Below are 20882 nucleotides of genomic sequence, written 5' to 3'. Positions count from 1 at the left end.
AAGATATAAAGAACAATATCTAAATTTTATTGTGTTGTTACCTGCTATAACATATGATATGATATGCATAATTATACTATTTAATTTTTAAAAAGATGTCCTTCAAAGTTAATAATTTAATGAAAATATGGTGGCGTTGGCGTAGCTAACTGTTTAACCCGATTATTTATTAAATTCATACTTATAAAAGGATACTCAAATGTTTAAAACCAAACGTTATTTACTAACTGCTACTATAGTTATCTTCTTCATTTGCTTCTCATTATTTATCAAACAAAGAGAAAAATCCGACTTACCGGTTATTGCGATTGCTAACTATGGCTCTCATTCATCTTTACACGAAATTATTTCAAGTATAAAAACCGAACTATCGCGGCTTGGCTTTAAAGAAGGTGAGCAGATTAACTTTGAAATAGCAGATGTAAATTTTGAGCCGACTCTTATTATGCAGATGTTAACCAAGTTAAAAGCCACTAACCCGAAAATAGTGATAGCTCTTACTACTCCTGTCGCTCAGGCAGCTAAAAGTACTTTTAAAGATACCCCGCTTATCTTCACCGGAATCACTGACCCGATCGAAGCAGGGTTAATTAATAATAGTCCTGATACAAGGAATAACATTACCGGAGCATCAGACCGGCAAGACCTTAAGCTCATGTTAAAATTTGCCGAAGAATTATTACCCCATGCTAAAAAGGTAGGGATGCTTTATTTAACAAGTGAGGCAAATGACTTAGCATTAGTTAAAATGATGAGCGAAGCTGCTAAAATTCATAATATGGAAATTCTCCTGGTACCGGTTGAACAGACTAAGGATATCCCTTTCAGAATGCGCACTTTTAAAGATAAGGCAGATTTTATATATGTCGGGGTAAGCGGGATAATTCAGCCGGCACTGCCTGCGATTATTTCTTCAGCTGATCAAATGAAAATACCGGTTATCAATGCTGATTCGGGCGCAGTAAAGAAGCACTTATTATTGGGTAGCTACGGGGTTAATTATACTAAAGTCGGTATAAATACCGCGCAAATAGTAGGTAGAATTCTAGCCGGAGAAAAAGTTGAAAATATAGCTCCGATATACCCGAGCAAAAACGATCATAGCGGCTTTGTATCAAAACAAAAAGCTGATAAGCTTGGTATCACCTTACCTCTATATATTGAGCACGTTGAGATTTTGAGGTAAGTTTTATGTTAGAAATTAAAAATATATATAAGACATTTAATGTTGATTGCGAACCGATATTAAAAGGGATTAATTTAAAATTAAATAAGAATGATTTTTGTATAGTGATTGGCAGCAACGGCTCCGGGAAATCCACGCTTTTTAAAGTAATCCTAGGGGATTATAAAGTTGATTCAGGCTCAATAAAACTGCATAACCGAGAGCTAACTAACTTGAGTATTTATAAACGTGCTAAGCTTATAAACAGTATTACTCAAGATACTAACAAAAGCATAGTAAAAGAAATGACATTGCTTGAGAATTTAGCTTTGAGTGAGATGCGTTGCAAAGCAAGCACTCTTCTTCCTTACAAACGAAAAACAAAGAAGCTTAGAGAGCAGTTAACAAAGTTAAATTTAGGCTTAGAAAGGTTTTTAGATACCAAAATGGAAGCTTTATCAGGTGGACAAAAGCAAGTGATTGCTACTATCGCAGCAACTTTTTCTCCCCCTTCCCTGCTCCTGCTTGATGAACACACCAGCGCCCTTGATCCTAAAACTTCAGCTTTTCTTATGGATTATACGGCAAACTTAGTAGAGAAAAATGCAATTACCACTCTTATGATCACCCATAATTTAAATGATGCAATAAAGTACGGCAACCGCTTAATCATGCTGCATAGAGGAAAAATAGTCGAAGACTTTAATTATAAAGATAAGAATGCTTTAACTATAACTAAACTGCTCGACTTATTTCACACTTATGAAGATAACACTTTAACGGGAGTTAAGTGATGATTAGTGTTTTTATAGATTTATTCCCTTCAGGATTACAGCAAGGTTTATTACTTGCTATTGTGGCAACGGGTATCGCAATTGCTTTTAGGTTGCTTAATTTCGCCGATCTCACCCCTGAAGGTACTTATACCTTAGGTGGCTCAGTATACGCCTCGCTTATTATTTTAGGAGTAAACCCGATTCTTGCGACTGCTACAGCGGTATTATTCGGAGGATTAATAGGTATAATCACTGCTTTCTTACATATCCGCCTTAAAATCGATACGCTTTTAGCAGGAATAATTTTAAGTACCATGCTTTATAGTGTTAATTTAAGGCTTATGGGTAAGCCGAACATAGCGTTATTTGATCAACCCAGTTTATTTAGCTGCTTTTCCCAAACACTACTTCTTAAGATCAGCATCTTGCTCTTAATTTGCTTAATTATTGCTGCTCTTTCTTACTTTTTTTTAAGTACTGAAAAAGGGTTACGGTTTCGTTCAGTCGGATTAAATCCTGAATTTGCAGAGAAACAGGGTACTAATGTTAATTTATATATTATGTTAGGTTTATTTGCCGGCAATGCATTAGCAAGCTTAGCCGGGAGTTTAACCGTACAGATTCAGGAATATGCTGATATCGGAATGGGGATCGGGATAGTTATACATGCGCTTGCCGCACTTATGATCGGTGAAAGTGTGATCGGCACTGATTCCATGCACAAGGTAGTAGGTGCACCGATAATAGGAGCACTTATCTATCAGCAAATTCAAGGTTTAGCGCTTGCAATCGGGTTTGCTCCTTCTGATCTCAAATTAGTCACCGGTTTCATAGTGCTAATTACTTTGGGCTGTAAAGCAGCCAGAAGGGAATCGAAGCTCTAAATCTTTGTTAGAGCTTCGGCTTTATGGATAGCAGTTTTACCTGTTTTTGAGCTTTTAACTTTATACCTGGTTACCGGTTTAGCTGATGTCTTAAGATTTTCGGTAAGTACCTCTATTATTTCACCCTCGGTTTCCCCGTAAACAAATTTCCACTTTACCTTATCCCCTACTTTAAATTGAGTTGTCATATTCTTTCAACCTGATTTGAAGATAATATGCTCTATAAAATCAGGTTTTATCATTAAAAGCAAGCGGGTTATAAGCAGTGCCCGGTACTAACCGAGGAATTCTCCAATTTGCTTACCTGAGATAGATTTTCTCTTTTTTCACTATTTATTCGCCCAGATGATGAGCTAACTTTATCCACGAAACTTTTTACTTTTTGCTCAGTCATACTCTCATTCTTAATTTCCCCCGATGAGAGGTTAATATCTCTTTTTGCTATCTCAGCCAGATCTTTAACTGCTGCTGCCAGTTCTTCATCCTTTATGCCGTGCCCTATACCGAGTAAGATCTTTGCTTTATTTATAAAAGCATTTAATCCATCTTTTATACTTTGTAGCTTACCATCTTTTCGACTTTCCAGAACTTCACCAACTTCTCTAATTTTATCAATTAATTCCAAGCTACAGTGCTCCATAATATGTTCGTAAGATAATGTTATACCCCCAGTTTCTTTAAAACCTGCCGTTTCTTTTTCAATTAATCTTGCTATTGTTTTAGGGTTGTTTGAACGCAACATTTTCCCTAAAGCACTATCCTCATCAATTATGTTTAGTGCACTTTGATTTATAGATTTTTCTCTAACTATAATTTTATGTAAATCACTGAGTTTCGTTAAATATTCCTTATCTTCTTCTCTTCCCGCTGCTTTAACTGAAGAATACTCTTCCGCAATTTTTAATAATAAATCATACCCTTTTGCGGCACAAAATTCTATAATAAATTTATCATAGTAGCGCGGTGAATCACGTAAATCTTTTAAAGCAAATAATATAGGTTCTTTCCCGGCAATTATTTGATCATTTTCCATTGCCCAAACAATTGCATTTTTTCCATCAACATTATTACCTTTTCTAATAGCATTTTTTAAAGCTTCTTCTTTTCCTTTTTCTACTTTAAATTCCTTACCCCACTCCATAGGATCCATGGAATCAATTCTTTGTATTTTTTCAATCGCCCACTCTAAAGCATCTTGCTCTTCAATTTTTACACCATTTTCAACCGCCCATCTTATAGGATCCCTATTCTCTATCATCTTTTTGTTATCAACAACCCATATTATCGGGTTTTTATTATTAATTTGCTTTCTGTTTTCAGCTGCCCATGCTATCGGGTTCTTATCTTCGAGCCATATAGAATTGCTCAACGCCCAATCTATCGGGTCTTGGCCGCCAATTTTTGCATCATTTTCAACTGCCCTTAGCACTGCAGTTTCTGCTAAATTATCTAGATATTTATTTGCTTCAATTTTTTTAGGTTGTCCTATAGCCCATACTATAGCATCCTTCTGTTCAATTTTTACATCATTTTCAACCGCCCATTGTAACGGCTCCTTCCCTTCAATGCTTTTATTTTTTTCTATTGCCCAAACTGTAGCATCTTTTCCATTAATTTTTAATCCCTTTTCAGCTGCCCACTGTAACGGCTCCTTTTCTTCAATCTTTCTATTTTTTTCTATTGCCCAAACTATAGCATCTTTTCCATTAATTTTTAATCCCTTTTCAGCTGCCCATTGTAAGGGCTCCTTCCCTTCAATGCTTTTATTTTTTTCAACCGCCCATTCTATAGCATCTTTTCCATTAACCTTTAATCCCCTTTCAGCTGCCCACTGTAAGGGCTCCTTCCCTTCAATGCTTTTATTTTTTCCTATTGCCAGTTCTATAAGAGTTTTACCTTGGATTTTATTATTATTTTTAACAAATATTTCATTATCTTTATCTGCAATAACTCCATCGTTAATAATTTTATTAAATATTATTAGTACTTTCGGGATATTATGATTATTAGCTAATGCCCATTCTACAGGGTCTTGGTCATTAATTAGTACGTTATTATTTACCGTCCAAATTAAAGCTGTCCCATATTCAACATCATTTTCAATTGCCCAAATGATAGGGTTTTTTCCTTCTATTTTTTTATTATTTTTTATCGCCCAGATAATAGGTTCTTGCCTATCAATCCACTTATCTCTTTTGGCAGCCCAAGCAAGCGGGTCTTTTCCTTCTATTTTTACTCCTTGTTCAATTGCCCAAATTGTAGGATCTTTTCCTTCTATTTTGTGCTCATAACTAACTGCCCAAAATAAAGCTGATCTATTTCCAATTTTTACATCATTTTCAACTGCCCATTTTATGGCATCGATTCCATTAATCGTAGAATCCCTTTTAATGTCTTCCCCTCTAATTCTTTTATTTTTTGTTAATAACCAATCCATCGGGTATTTTGAATCAATCTTAATATTATTCTCAATTGCATAAATTACAGGATCTTTTCCTCCGATCTTTCTACTTTCTTTTATAGCTAATTCCACAGATTCACCCATCAGCGACTTTATCTGAAACTCTTTTTGAGTACTTACCCATTCCATAGGAGATTTGCCTTCAATCGGCTTATCATTTATTATTGCCCATATTACAGCGCTCTGGTGATTAATTTTTTTATCATTTATTATTGCCCACTTTATAGGGTCCGTATTCTCAATTGTCTTTTTGTTTTCAATTGCCCATTCTATAGGAGCCTTTCCGTCAATTTGCGCTTCATTATCAATTGCCCAAACTACAGGGTTATTTCCATCAATTCCCATCTCATTATCGACTGCCCAACTTATAGGATCTTTTATAGTTCTAGGGTTTGTTGCTACAACCAACGGAATCTTGTTTCTAACCATCCATGCTATGGGATCTTGACCTTCAGGTCTTACCCCAAGCTCAATCCGCTTTTTAAGCTCATCTTCCATTATTTCCTTTGGATAAGCCATATTTATAGCATAAGCTATACCGTCATCGCCCGCAATATAGCTTGTCGCATATCTATTTTTATCTCCACCGCCTTTCATAACTCTTCCCGTATTGATTATTTCTTAATTTTAAAATAAATTAGTTAATAAACAATTAACCGGCTAAAAATACCAATATAAAGGCTGGCATTATACTTTCTTCTAACCATTTATAACTAAAGTCTATTACCTTGCTTCTCTCTCAAAAAGCTAATATAAAAAAATAAAACCTTTATATACTCGTAATGTTTAATTTTATAAAAATGCATGGTGTTGGCAATGACTTTGCTATCTTCGATGAGCGAGAGGGAAAGATAAGCTTTTCTTCCCAAGTTATTAAAAAAATGAGCAACAGGAACAAGGGAATCGGCTTTGATCAACTTATAATACTTTCTAATTCTGATAGAGCGGATATAAAAATGTCTATTTATAATGCAGACGGCTCAGCTGCGGAGACTTGCGGAAATGCTGCAAGATGTGTAGCTGATTTGACCGGTAAAGATAACGGTGCAATTGAAGTAGGCGAAAGATTATTATTTTTTAAGAAACTGCCTTCTTTAAGTAATGAACCCCGGTATACGGTTAATATGGGTAAACCTGAATTTGCTTGGGATAAAATTCCGCTCTCCATTCCGGTTGACCCGTTAAATTTAAATTTTGAGATAGAAGGATTTCAACAAGGAGCTGCACTTAGTATGGGTAATCCTCACTTAGTATTTTTTTCTTCAATTCCATTAGAGCTTGAAAGCGTTGCTAAGTATGGTGCGCTTTTTGAAAACCATGAACTATTTCCTCAAGCGGTAAATGTTAACTTTGCACATATTTTAGATAATAATCACATTGCTCTTACCGTGTATGAAAGAGGAGCAGGCATAACCCTTGCCTGCGGAAGCGGCGCTTGTGCAACTGCTGTTATTGCATATACTAAAAAGCTAATTAATAATAAATGTAAGGTTGATTTACCGGGCGGAACATTATTAATAGAAATAACCAAAGATTTAGAAGTGTTAATGACCGGTTCGGCAGTTAAGTGTTTTGAAGGCCAAATAAGTTTCTAATAAACTTATTTTTAAGTAAAAGGTACGAATTTAACCGGCATTAGGTATGTAGTTTTGTAGCCTTTATTTGTTTTAGTGATTGCAAACAATTCCTGGTCACCATATTCCTCACCAATGGGAATGATAAGCTTACCTCCGATTTTAAGTTGCAAAAGAAGCGGCTCCGGTACTTTTGAAATAACTGCGGTAACAATAACAGCATCAAACGGCGCTTTTTCCTTCCAACCATAATATCCGTCTCCAACACGAATATGTATGTTATTATATCCCAATTTTTCCAGTATTTGTATAGCTTGCTTTGCTAACGGCTCAACTACTTCTATTGAATAAACTTCCTTACATATACTACCTAAAATTGCAGCTTGATAACCGCTTCCGGTACCAATTTCCAGTACCTTGGAATCTTTATCTAAATTTGCCGCTTGAGTCATTGTTGCCACAATAAATGGCTGTGAAATCGTTTGAGCATAACCTATCGGCAATGCAGTATTTATATAAGCTAAATGCTTTTCTTGCTCAGGAACAAATTCTTGTCTTGGAACCTTAAGCATTGCATCTAAAACATTTTGATTATTTATTCCTTGGCTTTGTAACTCATCTAATACCAGCTGTTCTCGTAAAGCTTTAAAAATGCTTTCGCTATATTCCATTGCCTAACCTCATATAATTCTTAATAAAATTAAGTTACCAATTTTGAGAATACTTATGATAAACACGAATTAAATAAGAAATACTTAATAATTTATCTTTAAATATTTTATATAAAATAGGATTTAATAAAAGTTTTAACTTGCAAAGGTTAGAAGCAGTTTTTTTAAAGAGAGCTTACCTTTTATTGATAAGCTCTTGTATAATATTAAGCGTAAGTTCTATGGATTAGTTCGTCAAAAAGGCTATTGGCAATATTAATTACTTTAGCATTAGCCTGATACCAAGTTTGCGCTTGAATCAGATGAGCAAGCTCATCAGCAACATTAACATTTGAACCTTCTAATGTACCTGATCTTACTTCACCTACACCATTTCCACCTGCTTGTTTTAAATCTAACGCACCAGAATCCTTACTTGTGGTAAATAAGGTATCTGAAACTGCAGTAAGTCCATTATAATTAGTAAAAGAAGCAATTGCTATTTTATATATTTTCCTTACTTTTCCATTAGTAAAATTAGCAACTATGTTACCTTCCCTATCAATCTCAATAGAACTCAGTTCACCGGTTACTGCACCATCATTTTCTTTCTTTCTTACAATAAAATCCTGATTAATTTGGCTTATTGCTTCAGGGTCACCGGGCAAACCGAAATTAATGGTTACCACATTAGGAGCAGCTTTGATAGAATCAGACCAATTAATAGTTACTGACTCACCTAATGCTGCTAATTCCTTTGCAGTATTTGTATTTTGAAGGCCTAAAGCAGAGAATATGGTATCAGTTGCACCGGTTCCGAGTGGAGTATTAATTACTCCACTCGTACCGCCGAATGTCAGATAAGACGCAGGATTAACCGGCTCTATCTTAAGTTGGTATGAACCAGCGCCGTTTAGAATCACTGATGCTTTTAAAGAATCTGTAGTTGACGAAGTTTCATTAATCCTTTCAGCTAATTCATATAAAGTACTATATCGCGCAGGGTCAGCTAATATGCTGTCAGTATTAAGAATACCAAGGTCAGTTCCTAATGCAGTTGTCGCAATAGTAATATCTTTAGTGATATCGGTTGGACTAATATTCAATTCATAGTTGCCAGCACCTAAATTTTTAACTGTTGCTTTTAAAGCATTTTCTCCCCTAGTTGAGTTAATTTGTGCAGCTATATTATTTAATACGGCTAAATTGGTTGCACCGCCTCCCCTCGCAAAATTATAAGTCGCTCCGCCGACACTGATGTCTAAAGTATCGGTAGCCGTACCAACAAGAGTAATACCTGCGCCTAATGTGGTAGCGCCGGTAACTATTGCCTCATCATAGGTGAAAGCGTGAGTAGTAGTACCGCTTTGAATGGTCATATTCTGGCCGTTTGTTGCCCCAAGTGATGTACCGGGATTTAAAATATTGGTGCTGGTTGTGCTTTGTACAGCTTGAACATAGCCTTGCAATTTGCCGGTATTATCAAAATTCACTATTCCGGCCTGCACTAAACCATCAGTTCTTCCATTATTTATCACGGTTTTATCTAAAGAATAAACCTCGGAAGCCCATGAGTTAACCCCTATCTTAAGGAAGCTTACTACAAAATTATAAGCATTACCCATTGCATCATATATAACTATATCTTCTTTATAAGCAGGAATAAATGCTCCATTAGCCATATTATTATTTAAATCATACGGGTTATACAATGAATCAATATATCCGGGAGTAATATTAAATTCCGAAAGGAAATCACTTCCTGCTCCAAGCGGCTGATAGTTATCAAGATACATTGCTTTTGCAGAAGATATAGTAATACCCGCATTATCGCCACTACTTACTTTTGCTTCAATCCCGGTAATTTTATTTAATGCGTCGGTAATGTTTTGTAATGAAGCAAATCTATTAACGCCTGCTGTAGTATTAGTAGTTAATCCTAATTTTGATTGTAAATCACCGGTACCGGAAAAATTCATCGCCTGGTTAGCATCAAGCGGAGATATAAGGATTGTAGAATTACCCCCTTCACTTACAATTCTGGCACTTAAAAATGTGTTATATATATTGTTAATTTGATTAACTACATTTTGCATAACTTCTAAATTAGTAGTTCCTGCACCCCTAGTAAGGGTTGCCGTATTGTTCCCGACTGTAATCGTTATATTATCAGTTACCGTTCCTACTAAATCCGCGCCCGCATCTCCTAAAAGGTTAGTTTGAGAAAATCCACCGTAAGTAAAATGTGTCGGGGTCATTTTTAATGTTTTTCCGTCACTTTGCAATACCGGCATAGTAACGCTAAAACCTTCGCCTACTTTTAATGAGTTAGCAGGGTTTGCATAAAGAACATCTTTTGCTTTGATAAATGCATTATGAGGTGAAGCTTTAGACCCGCTATTGGCTATATCAATAGTTACTTGCCTATCACCGGTTACTATCTCGGTAGAATTAAGGTTCGGTTTAAATGTAATATTACTTGTAGCAGTCGCTTGAGAAACTAGTTGCTGAATACTTACAGGACTTAAGCTATCTGTTGTTCCTGCACCCGGAGGCATATTACCGGCATCATCCAATGACCATCCTAACAGTGCTTCTCCCGAGGGCAATGATAAATTCCCTTTTTCATCTGCTCTAAATGAGCCGGCTCGTGCAAATAATATTGAATTCTTACCGCCCCCTGCATTAGCATCACCGACTGCAAACATACCGTTTCCGTTTATAGCTATATCAGTTGATACTTCGGTATTTTTCATGCTACCTTGTGTATCAATATTTGCTCTAATATAACCCGTTACTCCTGAGCTTGACCTCCCGTCCGCATTAGCATTTGAGCCTAGCATCTGTTGGAATGCTTTATAACCGTCCGTATGCTCATTAGCTATGTTTCCGCTTATTAACGAAACCGATTTCTCAGCAGCCGATAACCCTGTTACCGCCGTTGTAATAGCTTGATTACCCATAATTTCCCCCTATCTGTAATCTATATAACATCTATTAAGCAATATACATGCCAATTTCAAAAAAATCGGTAGTATACATATTATTATTTTTTAAAATTCATAATTTTCATTAACTAATGCAGGTTCAGTATTTTTAACCGCATATTCATCAGAATTTATTTCTTCCTGCAGGTAGGGAGATTTATCTTTGCATGGATTTTTAACTGTATAAATTTTATTTTAAAATTCAAATTTTGCCTTAATATGCCATGTTGCAGAGCTGAACGGTTTAATAGAATACATTGAGACTAATTTAGCAATATACCATTGTCTGAAAGCAAATTATCATTATCACCAAATGGCAACCCATATAGTGGTTTTCTTCCGAAGCCACATATTATATCTGCTTTAATATCTTCTTTAGTTAGTTTGTTCTTTTCTAAAATTATTGTTTTTTTATTGCCGATAAATACCGCTTTAAATCTATCATCACTCACACTACTCAATATACCGATATTACCTACAGCGGTTGCTTAATTTACTAACTGCTGAATACTTACCGGGCTTAAGCTATCGGATCCTCCTGCGCCTGTAGGTATATTACCGTTATCATTAATTTCGTATGTTTTGCTTTCAAAATGATATTCGGTTTTTATCATCAATATTATATAGTAAAATGCATACCAATTTTTAAACAAATGAAATTAGGCTATGATTATTTATTCTTAACTAAATACTCAACGGCTTTTTTAAGTGAGTGAATTTTATAGCTTCCGTTAACAACTATATTATCTTTTTCATCAATAATTGTTGAATGCGGAACACTGCCTTTATAGAGGATTCCTGCTTTTAACAATCCTTGCATTACTTCCTGCGGGCTATCCTGACTGATTCGATAAATGACAAAGTTTTGATCTTTATAAAGCTTAAATGCTTCGTTAACCACTTCATCATTATCATCTAAAGAAATCAACATGATATCAACATCCTTAGGGTTAAAATCTTTATATAACTCGACAACTTCAGGAAACACACGCTTACAAACTGAACACCATGAAGTAAATATATATATTAATCTTATCTTTTTACTTTCTACTACACCCGGAAATTGTGAAGGCGTAATTTCTTTTAATTCAAAAGCATAAGCTTTTAAAGAGAATAAAAGATTAAAAAGTAGTATAGCAAAAATTATTTTTAAGTTTTTCATTGATTAACTCTTTTTAGTTGGTTATATATTGTCATCCCTTTAATCAGGTCTACTGCCCTAAGCAATTGAAAATCCTCTTCAATTTTCAGCTCTATTTTAGTATTGTTTCGAACATCTTTTTTCTCCGCAGCATTAATTTTATGCTCATTTTGTAAATGCCCTTTTAGCGATTGCTCGGATTTGTATAGTATATTAGTTTTATCCACCGGTTTAACCACCGCCTCTTCAATATAAATATCAGGCTTTATTCCTTCGGCTTGAATTGACCTACCTGAAGGAGTATAATATTTAGCAGTGGTTAGCTTGATTGCCGTACCGTTTGAAAATGGTATCGTGCTTTGTACGGAACCTTTACCGAACGACTTTTCACCAACTATGATAGCTCTTTTATTATCTTGTAATGCGCCAGCGACAATCTCAGGAGCCGAAGCAGTGCCGGCATTAATCAAAACTACCATTGGCAAGTTATTAATAATATCTCCCGGAAGAGCTTTATATACTTTGATCTTACTCGGGTCTCTACCTTTTATCGTGACTATCTCCCCTTCATTTAAGAATAAATCACTTACTTCACAGGCCTGATCAAGCAGGCCACCCGGGTTTGATCTTAAATCTAATACCGCGCCTTTTATCTCTCCGTTCATGCCAATTAATTTCTTGACTTCCGATTTTAAGTCAGCTGATACTTTTTCATTAAAATTTAAAATTTTAACATATAATACATCTTCCGAAATAATTCTTGCTTTAAGCGGAATAAGAGGAACTAACTTTCTGGTAATACTCATTTGCAGATTTTGCCCGGTAGATTCTCGAAAAACCGTAATATTCACTTTAGTATTAGGCGCACCTTTTAACTTTTCAACCGCCTCACTAAGTTTCATACCGCGAACTACCTCACCTTCAATTGCAGTAATATAATCATTGGTTTTTAAACCAGCCTTTTCGGCGGGGCTACCATCATAAGGGGATATCACTTTTATAAATCCATTTTCCATCATTACTTCAATACCTAAGCCGACGAATTCTCCGGAAGTTATGGTCTTGAACTCTTTATAAGCTTTCTGATCAAAAAACCCCGAGTGCGGATCCAGCGAAGAAAGCATACCATCAAGCGCATTTTCAATTAATTGCTTATCATCAACTTCAGTAATATATTCTTTTTTAACTCTATCTAATACTTCTTTAAAAAATTTTAAATTGCTTTTGTCTTCTTTGCCTGAAGAAAATATATTAAAAGCAGATTGGTTTTTTGAAAAGGAAACAGGGACTAATATGAATAAAATTATTATAAATATTACGACTCTCCCGAATTGCTTAATAGTTTTAGAGTTTTTCATAAATATATGTTTAGCCAAAAAAGTTTATTTTATTAATAAAAAAAGAGTTTTCAAGCTAATGTTTTATGTGCCCCATCACAAAATGGGGGTTTTTTAGTATGCTTGCACCCGCAGAAGCTTACTATCCCGTTGCTATCTGCCGTATACTCCAATGGTGAAAAGCCGGTTCCTTGGTGAGAATCGTCACAAAACGGTTGGCTTTTACTTAAACCACAGGTGCAATAATAACATCTTTCTCCTTCTTTTACCTCGACTTTAATTGAGCGAGGTATTGCAACCTTAGGTAAAGTTTCATCCATAATGTTAACCTCTATCTTGCTTGATTTTAATTATTCTTTATTATAATAATAATTTTTTATCGATTAAGTTAACTTATTCATGCAAAATTTTCTAGTGATTTATTGTGACGGGGCGTGCAGCGGTAATCCGGGTCCGGGTGGTTGGGGTGCAGTATTGATTTGGGGTGATAGTATAAAAGAAATTTCCGGTTATGAGAACACCAGCACTAATAACAGAATGGAACTTACTGCTGCAATAGAGGCATTAAAGCAAGTCAGCCGACCTGTAAAGATTAAAATTTATACTGATAGTACTTATGTAATGCGCGGAATTACCGATTGGATTTCTACTTGGAAAAGAAATAAATGGAACGGCGGAAAAATTAAAAATGTTGATTTATGGCAAAAGCTTGATGACATATCACAAAAATTTATAATAGAATGGAATTGGGTGAGGGGACACAGCGGTGATAAATATAATGAAATTGCCGATAAACTAGCACGCCAAGCAATTGAAACAAATTATAAAAAATAAAGCGGTACCATGCAACATATCCGTCAGCAGATTACTTCCCTAAAAGAGGAAATCCAAGATTTTCATCAAAATGTAAATTTAGGTGAAGTGCAAGATTTTCAGCCCATAAACCAAAAATTGGTTAATGTGTTTCAAGAGATTTCCAAGCATAATTGTTTTTCTGAACTCGGTAATGAGATTAGCGAGCTAACTAATCACTTACATCAATTGAATAAAACCTCAATTGAAGCATATAAGGATGTTTTAGCCTCCTTAAAAAACTTAAATCAACATAAACAGGCTAATATTGGATATGGTAAAAGCATTAAGAGTATTAATGATAATAAAGCTTTATGAAAGCACGGCAACTTTTTTATAAATCAAGATTAGAATAAATGCATGCAAGGAAGGCTAAGCACCCCTCCTTACTAGGTAACGAAGACAATATACTATTATTTTTTTCATTTTATTTATAAAGAGAGATATGCCGATTAGCATGTTTTTGCTTATTTAAAACATAAGCTCTATTTAGTTTTTAATCACAATACCCGACATGTAAATAGGAATAATCAAAATCAATTTTGTAACATTATAGTTATAGGGAAGAAGAGTAAGCACGTGCCTGGGGAGCATGAATGCTCCTTCGGAGCACGAAGAGATGCGATTATGAATTCTTGAATTCACATATGCGATTTTACATGAAAGTAACTATAATTCCGAGCATTTAGCTATTTATAAATAGGACATTATTAAGGTGAGTTAGCTTTTAGTTTAATTTAAGTAACTCACCATCTAAACCCATTTAATTCTATATCAACTAACTTAACAACTATTTTTTGATATAAGCATACATAATACTACTTGGATGATATACCAGCCATAAAAAATTATTAAACTGAAATATGCGTTATAAAGATATATTTAAAAATAAATTCTCCCTACACGCTCATTATTTCTTTAGCTTTAGCTTGAGTAGCTTCATCAGCTTTTTTAACATGATCATCGGTTATTTTTTGGATTTCGTCAGAATAATGCTTCATATCATCTTCGGAGATTTGCTTATCTTTTTCTAATTTCTTTATCACTTCTATGCCGTCACGTCTAACATTTCTAAGCGCAATTTTTGCCTGCTCGCAATACTCATTAGCTTTTTTCACAAATTCCTTTCTTCTTTCTTCGCTTAAATCAGGAATCGGAACTCTGATCACATTTCCTTCAGCAATAGGGTTAAGGCCAAGGCCTGCATTTGCAATCGCTTTTTCAACAGCTTTAGCTGATTCTTTATCCCAAACCTGCACAACAATTAAGCGGGGCTCGGGAGCTGAAACCGTACCGAGTTGGTTAAGCGGCATTAAGCTACCGTAAACTTCCGCCTTGATCGGGTCTAATAATGAAATACTCGCTCTTCCTGTTCTTAAGCTGTTTAACGAATGTTTTAGGGAGTTTAAGCCTCCATCCATTCTTTTTTTTACATCAGAAATTATTTCAGCCGGCGTGTTCATTTCATTTTCTCCTATTCAATAATTGTAAATGTTCCTTTTCCTTTTAAAACTTCAAGTAATGCACCTTTTTCATGCAGGTTGAATACCAGTATAGGAATTTTATTTTCTCTTGCAAGGGTAATAGCTGCTATATCCATAACTGCCAAATCATTATTTATTACATCCTTGTAGCTTATCCTATCATACCTGGTTGCACTCTTATCAAGCTTAGGATCAGCAGAGTAAACTCCATCGATTTGCGTTCCTTTAATAATAGCATCGCAATGCATTTCTGCCGCTCTTAAAGCTGCTCCGCTATCAGTTGTGAAATACGGGTTACCGGTTCCTGAGGCAAAAATTACTACCCTACCCTTTTCCATATGCCTGATTGCTCTACGTCTGATTAGTGGCTCGCAAATGGTGGTCATCGGGATAGCGGATTGCACTCTCGTATAAACCCCCATGCTTTCAAGTATGCTTTGAATAGCAAGAGCATTAATTACCGTGCCGAGCATTCCCATATAATCCGCACTCGCCCTTTCAATTCCCATTTTTGATATTTCAGCACCGCGACAAATATTGCCGCCGCCCACTACTACGCATATTTCATATCCTGCTTCTCTAACTTCTTTTATATCAGAACAAATTCTGCTAATTGTTTCCGGATCCTGGCCGAATTTCTGCGCCCCCATTAATGCTTCCCCGGAAAGCTTTAGTAATATTCTATTATACTTCTTTACCATTATAACTTATATCCAAATAAAATTAGTTATAAAAAAAGAGGCTTAAAGCCCCTTTTTTACTTAAATTAATTTTCCGCCGTTTTCTCGATACCCTCACCAAGAGCATATCTTACAAATGCTGTAAGTTTAATCGGTTTTCCGATTTGCCTTCCGGCATTTTCAATTACCTGAGATATCTTCATCTTGTTATCCATGATAAATACCTGCTCAAGCAATACTACCTCTTCGTAGTATTTTCTAATTCTGCCTTCAAGCATTTTCTCAACAACTTCTTTAGGCTTCCCGGAAGCTAAAGCTTGTTCACTAAGTATGCTTTTTTCTTTTTCTACCTTAGCGGGATCCAACTGCTCAACATTTAATGCTTCAGGCTTAGCTGCTGCAATATGCATAGCAATTTGTTTACCGACGGGAAGTAAATCTTCATATTTAGCTTCAGACTCTAATGCAACTAAAACCCCGATTTTTCCAAGCCCTTCTGCAACTGCATTATGGATGTAACTTACAACCGCGCCGCTGTTTACCGATAAAGTCTCAAAGCGTCTTAAGCTTAAATTCTCACCGATTACCGCCACATGCTCAATAACTTCTTCATTTACGGTTTTGCCGCCTTCAAGTTTAGAAGATTTCAATTCCTCAACACTTCCTTTAAAGTTTAAAGCATTGTGTACTAAACTTTTTGCTAAGCTTTGAAACTTTTCGTTTCTGGCAACAAAATCGGTCTCAGAGTTAAGCTCAAGAACTGTTCCGCGAGTATTTTCGGTATAAATAGCTATTAAACCCTCCGCTGCAATTCTATCCGCTTTTTTACCTGCAGCCGATAAACCTTTTTTTCTAAGCCAATCTATGGCAGCTTCAAAATCTCCATTACATTCGGTAAGAGCCTTCTTACAGTCCATCATGCCGGCACCGGTTTTTTCTCTTAAATCTTTTACGCTGGATGCATTAATATTTGTCATATTATTTACCTACTATTCGGTTACTTCAGATTCTGAACTTTCATCCTGATCACTTTCCTTATTTAAAGAGAAAGTACTCTCGTTGATTTCGGCGGAAGCACCGATATCCACACCGGATTTAGACATACTTGCCTGCATTCCTTGAAGGATAGCATCACTGGCAAGTTGGCAATATAAAAGAATAGCTTTTCTTGCATCATCATTTCCCGGAACCACATAATCGATGCCGTCGGGAGAAGTATTTGTATCACAAATAGCCACAATCGGTATACCAAGCTTGTTCGCTTCTTTTATTGCAAGAGATTCTTTATTTGTATCAATAACAAATAAAAGATCAGGCATACCGCCCATATTCTTAATCCCGCCTAAAACTTTTTCCAGATTATTATGCTTTCTGGAAATATCCAGTCTTTCTTTCTTAGTAAGAGTTAAATTTTCATTTTCTAATAACTCTTCGTATTCTCTCATAGTTTTTAATGAAGCTGAAACTGTCGGCCAGTTAGTAAGCATTCCGCCTAACCAACGATGGTTAACATAATATTGGCCGCACTTTTGTGCGTATTCAGCCAAAATATCGGTCGCTTGAGTTTTTGTACCGACGAAAAGAATTCTTCCGTTTTTAGAAGCAACTTCTCTTAAAACATTTAATGCATGAGCGAGTATTGTAGCAGTTTGTTGAAGATCTACAATATGAACCCCGTTTCTGATACCATAGATGTATTGCGCCATCTTAGGGTTCCAAAGGTTTTTTTTATGTCCGAAGTGTACACCGGCATCAAGTAGCTGGCTTATAGTGAAATTTTGCATATAAGTTTTGTCCTATATAAATAATTTTGGTTAAACCTCTGTAGGCGAAATCTTTAAGACACCAAAATATTAAGCCTACATGTGAATTACTGCACAAGATAATATATTTAAAATTAGTATTCAATAAAATTCTAATCTATCAGTGAAGCTTTTTGCCTAATTGCTTAAAAAGGGATCTTTTTTTATCCCCTGGATACTTTTCTAGTGTTTGATTCACTCTGCCGATCTTTAACCGTATCTCCACAATTTGTTTTTAAAGGATATATAATTTTTTTAGTAATAAATGGAGAAGTATTAAATTTCCTTTCCTCTTTAGCTAAATCAATTAAATTTGTTTTTATAATTTCATTATCAGTATTAGAAAGGGCAGCGCTATTACAATTTTCAAGCACTTTAATAGTTGCAAGCACCCTAAGAGCTCTTGGTTCTCCTATTGTTATTTCTCGCATTGTCAGCATAAAAAACTCTGTTTTAGCGATATTGTAAATATGCACGTGCGTGTTGGCATCATATTTATCGCCTTCAGTGTACGGTTTCATTAGCTCTTTTAAACATATCCCCCTTGCTTGTTTTAATGATTCCGCATTTTTATTGTCTTTTAAAAAAGATTGGAGATACTCTTGAAATACCTGAGAACTATTTGGAAAAATGTAATAAAAGTAATCAGCTACTTTTTGTCTGGCAAAGTGGTTTTTTATAAATGGTAATTCACTAAATATTTCTCCAAGTTCTTTTTGACATTGCAAAGTATCCTTATTATTCCCAGCTTTAAAAATCTTTTCGTATTCTTCAGCAACTGTATTAAATGGAGATATTAAACTTCTGTACTTTTCTTTTTCCGCTTCATAGCCTGATATACTTAATTCATTAAATTTTTTAAAATAATTTGCACCATTTGACCATAAGTAATCTAAATAAGGATATAATCCTATAGCTTGATTAATATATTCTATCATTTTTTTTAGATATTCAGCTTTTAGCTCCGGAGTAATTTGTGTAACATTTGAATCAAAGTATAATTTATTATATGAAATACAAATAAAGTTTATTAATCTCGCTCTCTTGAATTTATCGTAATCTTTAAACTTTTCTAATAAACCCACCTGATTATCAATAATATAATTATATTGTTTAGTATTAGAATATATCTCTATTAGTTTCAGTTGAAACAATTGATTTTCCGGTTCTTGGGCTACAACTTTATGGGCGTACCCTAAAGCTTCTTCATATTTTTTAAGATCATAACAAATATAATGTAATCTTTTTATATTACCTATATTATTAGGCGTTATCTCATGAATTAACTTTTCTATAGAATACAGAGTTTCATCAGAGGGGTTTATAAGCTTTTCACAAGTTTCAATTAAAATAATAATTGGGTTATAATTTAGTTTTTTATCACTCCAAGCTTTCCTGATAAGCTCAATCATCTCATTGAAATTTTCATAATCACGCTCTAATTGGTAGCTTCTAAGCGTATCATCTAAAATAACTCGAACTGATTCCAAAATGTTTTCATTATAAGAATCCCTTTCCAATATTAACGTTAAATATTTATTAGCTTCGATATATTGATTTCCATTAATGTTTAATTGCATTAATAGCAGCAATACTGCTTCATTTAACTCCAATTTATCGGATACTATTGTAAGAAGTCTGTTTGCTTCTTTGTAATCATTTCCTTCAATACAATTAGTTATCTTTTTATGGCAAGCATCCTTAATAAGCTCTAAAAATTTCCTCTTTAGTTCTTTAGATTCTATCTCGTTATATAAACCCATTACCCTTTCAACATCTTCACTATAAACTACTTCCTCTAAAAATTTTTCTATAAGCAAAAAATTTTCTTTATCAGTAGTTTCAAAACCTTCAATAAAAATATTATCTTCAGCTTCGCTTATTGCTTTATTTATATATACACCTGCTTCATATAAAAAGTTTGATTTCATATAAAATCGACACAAGGTAAGAATAGTATCAGCAGATAACCATTTCTTATTACTTATTACTTGTTGATTTAAACTCAAACTTGTCAGATCTTCATTTTTTACCCATTCTTCGATAGCTTTTACTAAACATTCATTAACAAAACATACATGCTCACTAATTGTTATTTCATCATTAAACAAGAAATTAAAATTATTATATGCTTTATCTAATTCATAAGCATTAATAAAATCATAATTGTTTGCGTAGATTTTTACCTTATCAGCCAATAACTTGAAAATTAATTCTTTATTCTCATTATATTCTAAATTATTCCAGATTTTTAATGGTTCATTTAACTTAAATAATTCACTAAAAATATTTTGGTCATTAGTCTCACTAGATACAGCTATAATTACCTTGTTTATTGTCTCAATAACTTCTCTTTGCGGAAAGTTTTTAAACAGTTCTAAATAGCATTTACTTAAAGCTAATAAACTGTAATGATCTTTCTTCTCAATATATGCATTTATAGTATGATCAATTGCTTCTTGTATTGAATAAAAACTATCAAACTTTTCATCCGGACTAACTTTTTCAAATAAGCTGAATACTGATATAATCTCATTAACATGCAATGTGCTATAAGAAAGAATAATTTTAAAAGTTTGAATTATATCAGGTAAGCCTGATAAATTAGTTTCGTGTAATAGCTTTGAAATTTTTATTATACCAAACTTGCTAGAAGATAATTGTAGTTCGAGTCCGTTACGTAAATTATTTAAAAATGCGCTAAGTTCTTGAATAAAAAATTGTTTTATACCTTGTACTGGTTCCGGCATGTTTTTGGCAGTATTTATAGTATTCACCAAATCTTTAGATAGTGGATACAGCTGCATGAGATTCACTTCGTTATTAATATATGTTTTTGTTAATTCAAGAAAGTACGGTGATTCATTTACTTTTTTTCTTAACAGCTTTTCTTGAGTCATAAGAAGTGAAGCGCCCGCTATTATACCACTATCTTTATTTTCTTCTACATTTAGTCTCTTATTAGGTTGAGAGTTATTAGCATTGGTACTAACCTTTTTACCTTTTTTATCCGGCTCTTTTCTTTTCATATAATTCTATATTAATATAATTCGAAAAAATTATATCACAACTATATTAAAAAAATATTT

Annotated in this window: 20 protein-coding genes; 6 read left to right on the top strand and 14 right to left on the bottom strand. The window is 34.3% G+C overall.

Annotated features, from left to right (window positions below; all coding sequences use genetic code 11):
• The first annotated feature begins 199 nt into the window (after positions 1-199).
• The 3 genes from NF27_RS04635 to NF27_RS04625 are packed head-to-tail and all read left to right on the top strand — an operon-like array spanning position 200 to position 2825.
• Positions 200-1186 (top strand): ABC transporter substrate-binding protein, encoded by a 987-nt coding sequence (locus NF27_RS04635; protein WP_039456358.1) that lies wholly within the window; start codon positions 200-202, stop codon positions 1184-1186.
• A 5-nt stretch (positions 1187-1191) separates the two neighbouring features.
• The gene (locus NF27_RS04630; protein ID WP_039456355.1) at positions 1192-1959 is read left to right on the top strand and encodes an ABC transporter ATP-binding protein; all 768 of its coding nucleotides are present in this window, start codon (positions 1192-1194) and stop codon (positions 1957-1959) included.
• Complete coding sequence (locus NF27_RS04625; RefSeq protein ID WP_039456352.1) at positions 1959-2825, top strand: ABC transporter permease; 867 nt, start codon at positions 1959-1961, stop codon at positions 2823-2825. Before NF27_RS04630 ends, NF27_RS04625 begins: the two co-directional genes overlap by 1 nt.
• On the opposite strand, the gene NF27_RS04620 is transcribed toward NF27_RS04625, so the two are convergent.
• Both NF27_RS04620 and NF27_RS04615 read right to left on the bottom strand, forming a co-directional pair.
• The gene (locus NF27_RS04620; RefSeq protein ID WP_039456350.1) at positions 2822-3013 is read right to left on the bottom strand and encodes a hypervirulence associated TUDOR domain-containing protein; all 192 of its coding nucleotides are present in this window, start codon (positions 3011-3013) and stop codon (positions 2822-2824) included. The genes NF27_RS04625 and NF27_RS04620 overlap by 4 nt on opposite strands.
• Before the next feature lie 68 nt (positions 3014-3081).
• Entirely contained in the window at positions 3082-5883 is a 2802-nt protein-coding gene (locus tag NF27_RS04615; RefSeq protein ID WP_039456347.1) for a hypothetical protein, read from the bottom strand.
• A 203-nt stretch (positions 5884-6086) separates the two neighbouring features.
• Here NF27_RS04615 and dapF point away from each other — a divergent pair, with 203 nt between their 5' ends.
• The gene (dapF, locus tag NF27_RS04610) at positions 6087-6881 is read left to right on the top strand and encodes a diaminopimelate epimerase (protein ID WP_204367866.1); all 795 of its coding nucleotides are present in this window, start codon (positions 6087-6089) and stop codon (positions 6879-6881) included.
• Positions 6882-6892: 11 nt separating this feature from the next.
• Here the strand turns inward: dapF and NF27_RS04605 are convergent, their stop codons facing one another.
• From NF27_RS04605 to NF27_RS04580, 7 genes are all read right to left on the bottom strand, one after another.
• Positions 6893-7531, bottom strand: coding sequence for a protein-L-isoaspartate(D-aspartate) O-methyltransferase (locus NF27_RS04605; RefSeq protein ID WP_068982006.1), 639 nt, complete (start codon positions 7529-7531; stop codon positions 6893-6895).
• 206 nt (positions 7532-7737) lie between these two features.
• Positions 7738-10473 carry a flagellar hook-basal body complex protein gene (locus NF27_RS04600; RefSeq protein WP_039456340.1) on the bottom strand — a complete coding sequence of 912 codons (2736 nt, stop codon included), beginning with the start codon at positions 10471-10473 and terminating at the stop codon, positions 7738-7740.
• Between the two features lie 287 nt (positions 10474-10760).
• Positions 10761-10949, bottom strand: coding sequence for a hypothetical protein (locus NF27_RS04595; RefSeq protein WP_039456338.1), 189 nt, complete (start codon positions 10947-10949; stop codon positions 10761-10763).
• A 36-nt stretch (positions 10950-10985) separates the two neighbouring features.
• Complete coding sequence (locus NF27_RS13145) at positions 10986-11111, bottom strand: hypothetical protein (protein WP_275574609.1); 126 nt, start codon at positions 11109-11111, stop codon at positions 10986-10988.
• A 56-nt stretch (positions 11112-11167) separates the two neighbouring features.
• Positions 11168-11659, bottom strand: a complete 492-nt coding sequence (locus tag NF27_RS04590) for a TlpA family protein disulfide reductase (RefSeq protein WP_039456336.1) — start codon at positions 11657-11659, stop codon at positions 11168-11170.
• Positions 11656-12996, bottom strand: coding sequence for a S41 family peptidase (locus NF27_RS04585; protein WP_053332580.1), 1341 nt, complete (start codon positions 12994-12996; stop codon positions 11656-11658). Before NF27_RS04585 ends, NF27_RS04590 begins: the two co-directional genes overlap by 4 nt.
• 50 nt (positions 12997-13046) lie before the next feature.
• A complete protein-coding gene (locus NF27_RS04580; protein WP_053332579.1) occupies positions 13047-13295 on the bottom strand; it encodes a CDGSH iron-sulfur domain-containing protein in 249 nt (82 codons plus the stop codon).
• A 79-nt stretch (positions 13296-13374) separates the two neighbouring features.
• Here NF27_RS04580 and rnhA point away from each other — a divergent pair, with 79 nt between their 5' ends.
• A complete protein-coding gene (rnhA, locus tag NF27_RS04575; protein ID WP_039456333.1) occupies positions 13375-13809 on the top strand; it encodes a ribonuclease HI in 435 nt (144 codons plus the stop codon).
• A gap of 9 nt (positions 13810-13818) precedes the next feature.
• Complete coding sequence (locus NF27_RS04570; RefSeq protein WP_039456331.1) at positions 13819-14145, top strand: hypothetical protein; 327 nt, start codon at positions 13819-13821, stop codon at positions 14143-14145.
• Positions 14146-14726: 581 nt separating this feature from the next.
• Here the strand turns inward: NF27_RS04570 and frr are convergent.
• From frr to NF27_RS04545, 5 genes are all read right to left on the bottom strand, one after another.
• Entirely contained in the window at positions 14727-15290 is a 564-nt protein-coding gene (frr, locus tag NF27_RS04565) for a ribosome recycling factor (RefSeq protein WP_039456328.1), read from the bottom strand.
• A gap of 11 nt (positions 15291-15301) precedes the next feature.
• Entirely contained in the window at positions 15302-16012 is a 711-nt protein-coding gene (gene pyrH, locus NF27_RS04560) for a UMP kinase (protein WP_039456325.1), read from the bottom strand.
• Positions 16013-16077: 65 nt separating this feature from the next.
• Entirely contained in the window at positions 16078-16968 is an 891-nt protein-coding gene (tsf, locus tag NF27_RS04555) for a translation elongation factor Ts (RefSeq protein WP_039456323.1), read from the bottom strand.
• A 12-nt stretch (positions 16969-16980) separates the two neighbouring features.
• Positions 16981-17775: a 30S ribosomal protein S2 gene (rpsB, locus tag NF27_RS04550; protein WP_039456320.1), complete on the bottom strand. Its 795-nt coding sequence runs from the start codon at positions 17773-17775 to the stop codon at positions 16981-16983.
• A gap of 182 nt (positions 17776-17957) precedes the next feature.
• On the bottom strand, positions 17958-20822 hold the full coding sequence (locus NF27_RS04545; RefSeq protein ID WP_039456317.1) for a tetratricopeptide repeat protein: 2865 nt from the start codon (positions 20820-20822) through the stop codon (positions 17958-17960).
• Positions 20823-20882 lie beyond the last annotated feature (60 nt).

This window comes from Candidatus Jidaibacter acanthamoeba (assembly GCF_000815465.1).
GTDB lineage: Bacteria > Pseudomonadota > Alphaproteobacteria > Rickettsiales > Midichloriaceae > Jidaibacter > Jidaibacter acanthamoebae.
This window is presented reverse-complemented; position numbering and strand designations above follow the sequence as displayed.

Coding starts and splice junctions, on each gene's coding strand:
- NF27_RS04635 (WP_039456358.1), top strand. CDS start 200: ATGTTTAAAACCAAACGTTATTTACTAACTGCTACTATAGTTATCTTC.
- NF27_RS04630 (WP_039456355.1), top strand. CDS start 1,192: ATGTTAGAAATTAAAAATATATATAAGACATTTAATGTTGATTGCGAA.
- NF27_RS04625 (WP_039456352.1), top strand. CDS start 1,959: ATGATTAGTGTTTTTATAGATTTATTCCCTTCAGGATTACAGCAAGGT.
- NF27_RS04620 (WP_039456350.1), bottom strand. CDS start 3,013: ATGACAACTCAATTTAAAGTAGGGGATAAGGTAAAGTGGAAATTTGTT.
- NF27_RS04615 (WP_039456347.1), bottom strand. CDS start 5,883: ATGAAAGGCGGTGGAGATAAAAATAGATATGCGACAAGCTATATTGCG.
- dapF (WP_204367866.1), top strand. CDS start 6,087: ATGCATGGTGTTGGCAATGACTTTGCTATCTTCGATGAGCGAGAGGGA.
- NF27_RS04605 (WP_068982006.1), bottom strand. CDS start 7,531: ATGGAATATAGCGAAAGCATTTTTAAAGCTTTACGAGAACAGCTGGTA.
- NF27_RS04600 (WP_039456340.1), bottom strand. CDS start 10,473: ATGGGTAATCAAGCTATTACAACGGCGGTAACAGGGTTATCGGCTGCT.
- NF27_RS13145 (WP_275574609.1), bottom strand. CDS start 11,111: ATGATAAAAACCGAATATCATTTTGAAAGCAAAACATACGAAATTAAT.
- NF27_RS04590 (WP_039456336.1), bottom strand. CDS start 11,659: ATGAAAAACTTAAAAATAATTTTTGCTATACTACTTTTTAATCTTTTA.
- NF27_RS04585 (WP_053332580.1), bottom strand. CDS start 12,996: ATGAAAAACTCTAAAACTATTAAGCAATTCGGGAGAGTCGTAATATTT.
- NF27_RS04580 (WP_053332579.1), bottom strand. CDS start 13,295: ATGGATGAAACTTTACCTAAGGTTGCAATACCTCGCTCAATTAAAGTC.
- rnhA (WP_039456333.1), top strand. CDS start 13,375: ATGCAAAATTTTCTAGTGATTTATTGTGACGGGGCGTGCAGCGGTAAT.
- NF27_RS04570 (WP_039456331.1), top strand. CDS start 13,819: ATGCAACATATCCGTCAGCAGATTACTTCCCTAAAAGAGGAAATCCAA.
- frr (WP_039456328.1), bottom strand. CDS start 15,290: ATGAACACGCCGGCTGAAATAATTTCTGATGTAAAAAAAAGAATGGAT.
- pyrH (WP_039456325.1), bottom strand. CDS start 16,012: ATGGTAAAGAAGTATAATAGAATATTACTAAAGCTTTCCGGGGAAGCA.
- tsf (WP_039456323.1), bottom strand. CDS start 16,968: ATGACAAATATTAATGCATCCAGCGTAAAAGATTTAAGAGAAAAAACC.
- rpsB (WP_039456320.1), bottom strand. CDS start 17,775: ATGCAAAATTTCACTATAAGCCAGCTACTTGATGCCGGTGTACACTTC.
- NF27_RS04545 (WP_039456317.1), bottom strand. CDS start 20,822: ATGAAAAGAAAAGAGCCGGATAAAAAAGGTAAAAAGGTTAGTACCAAT.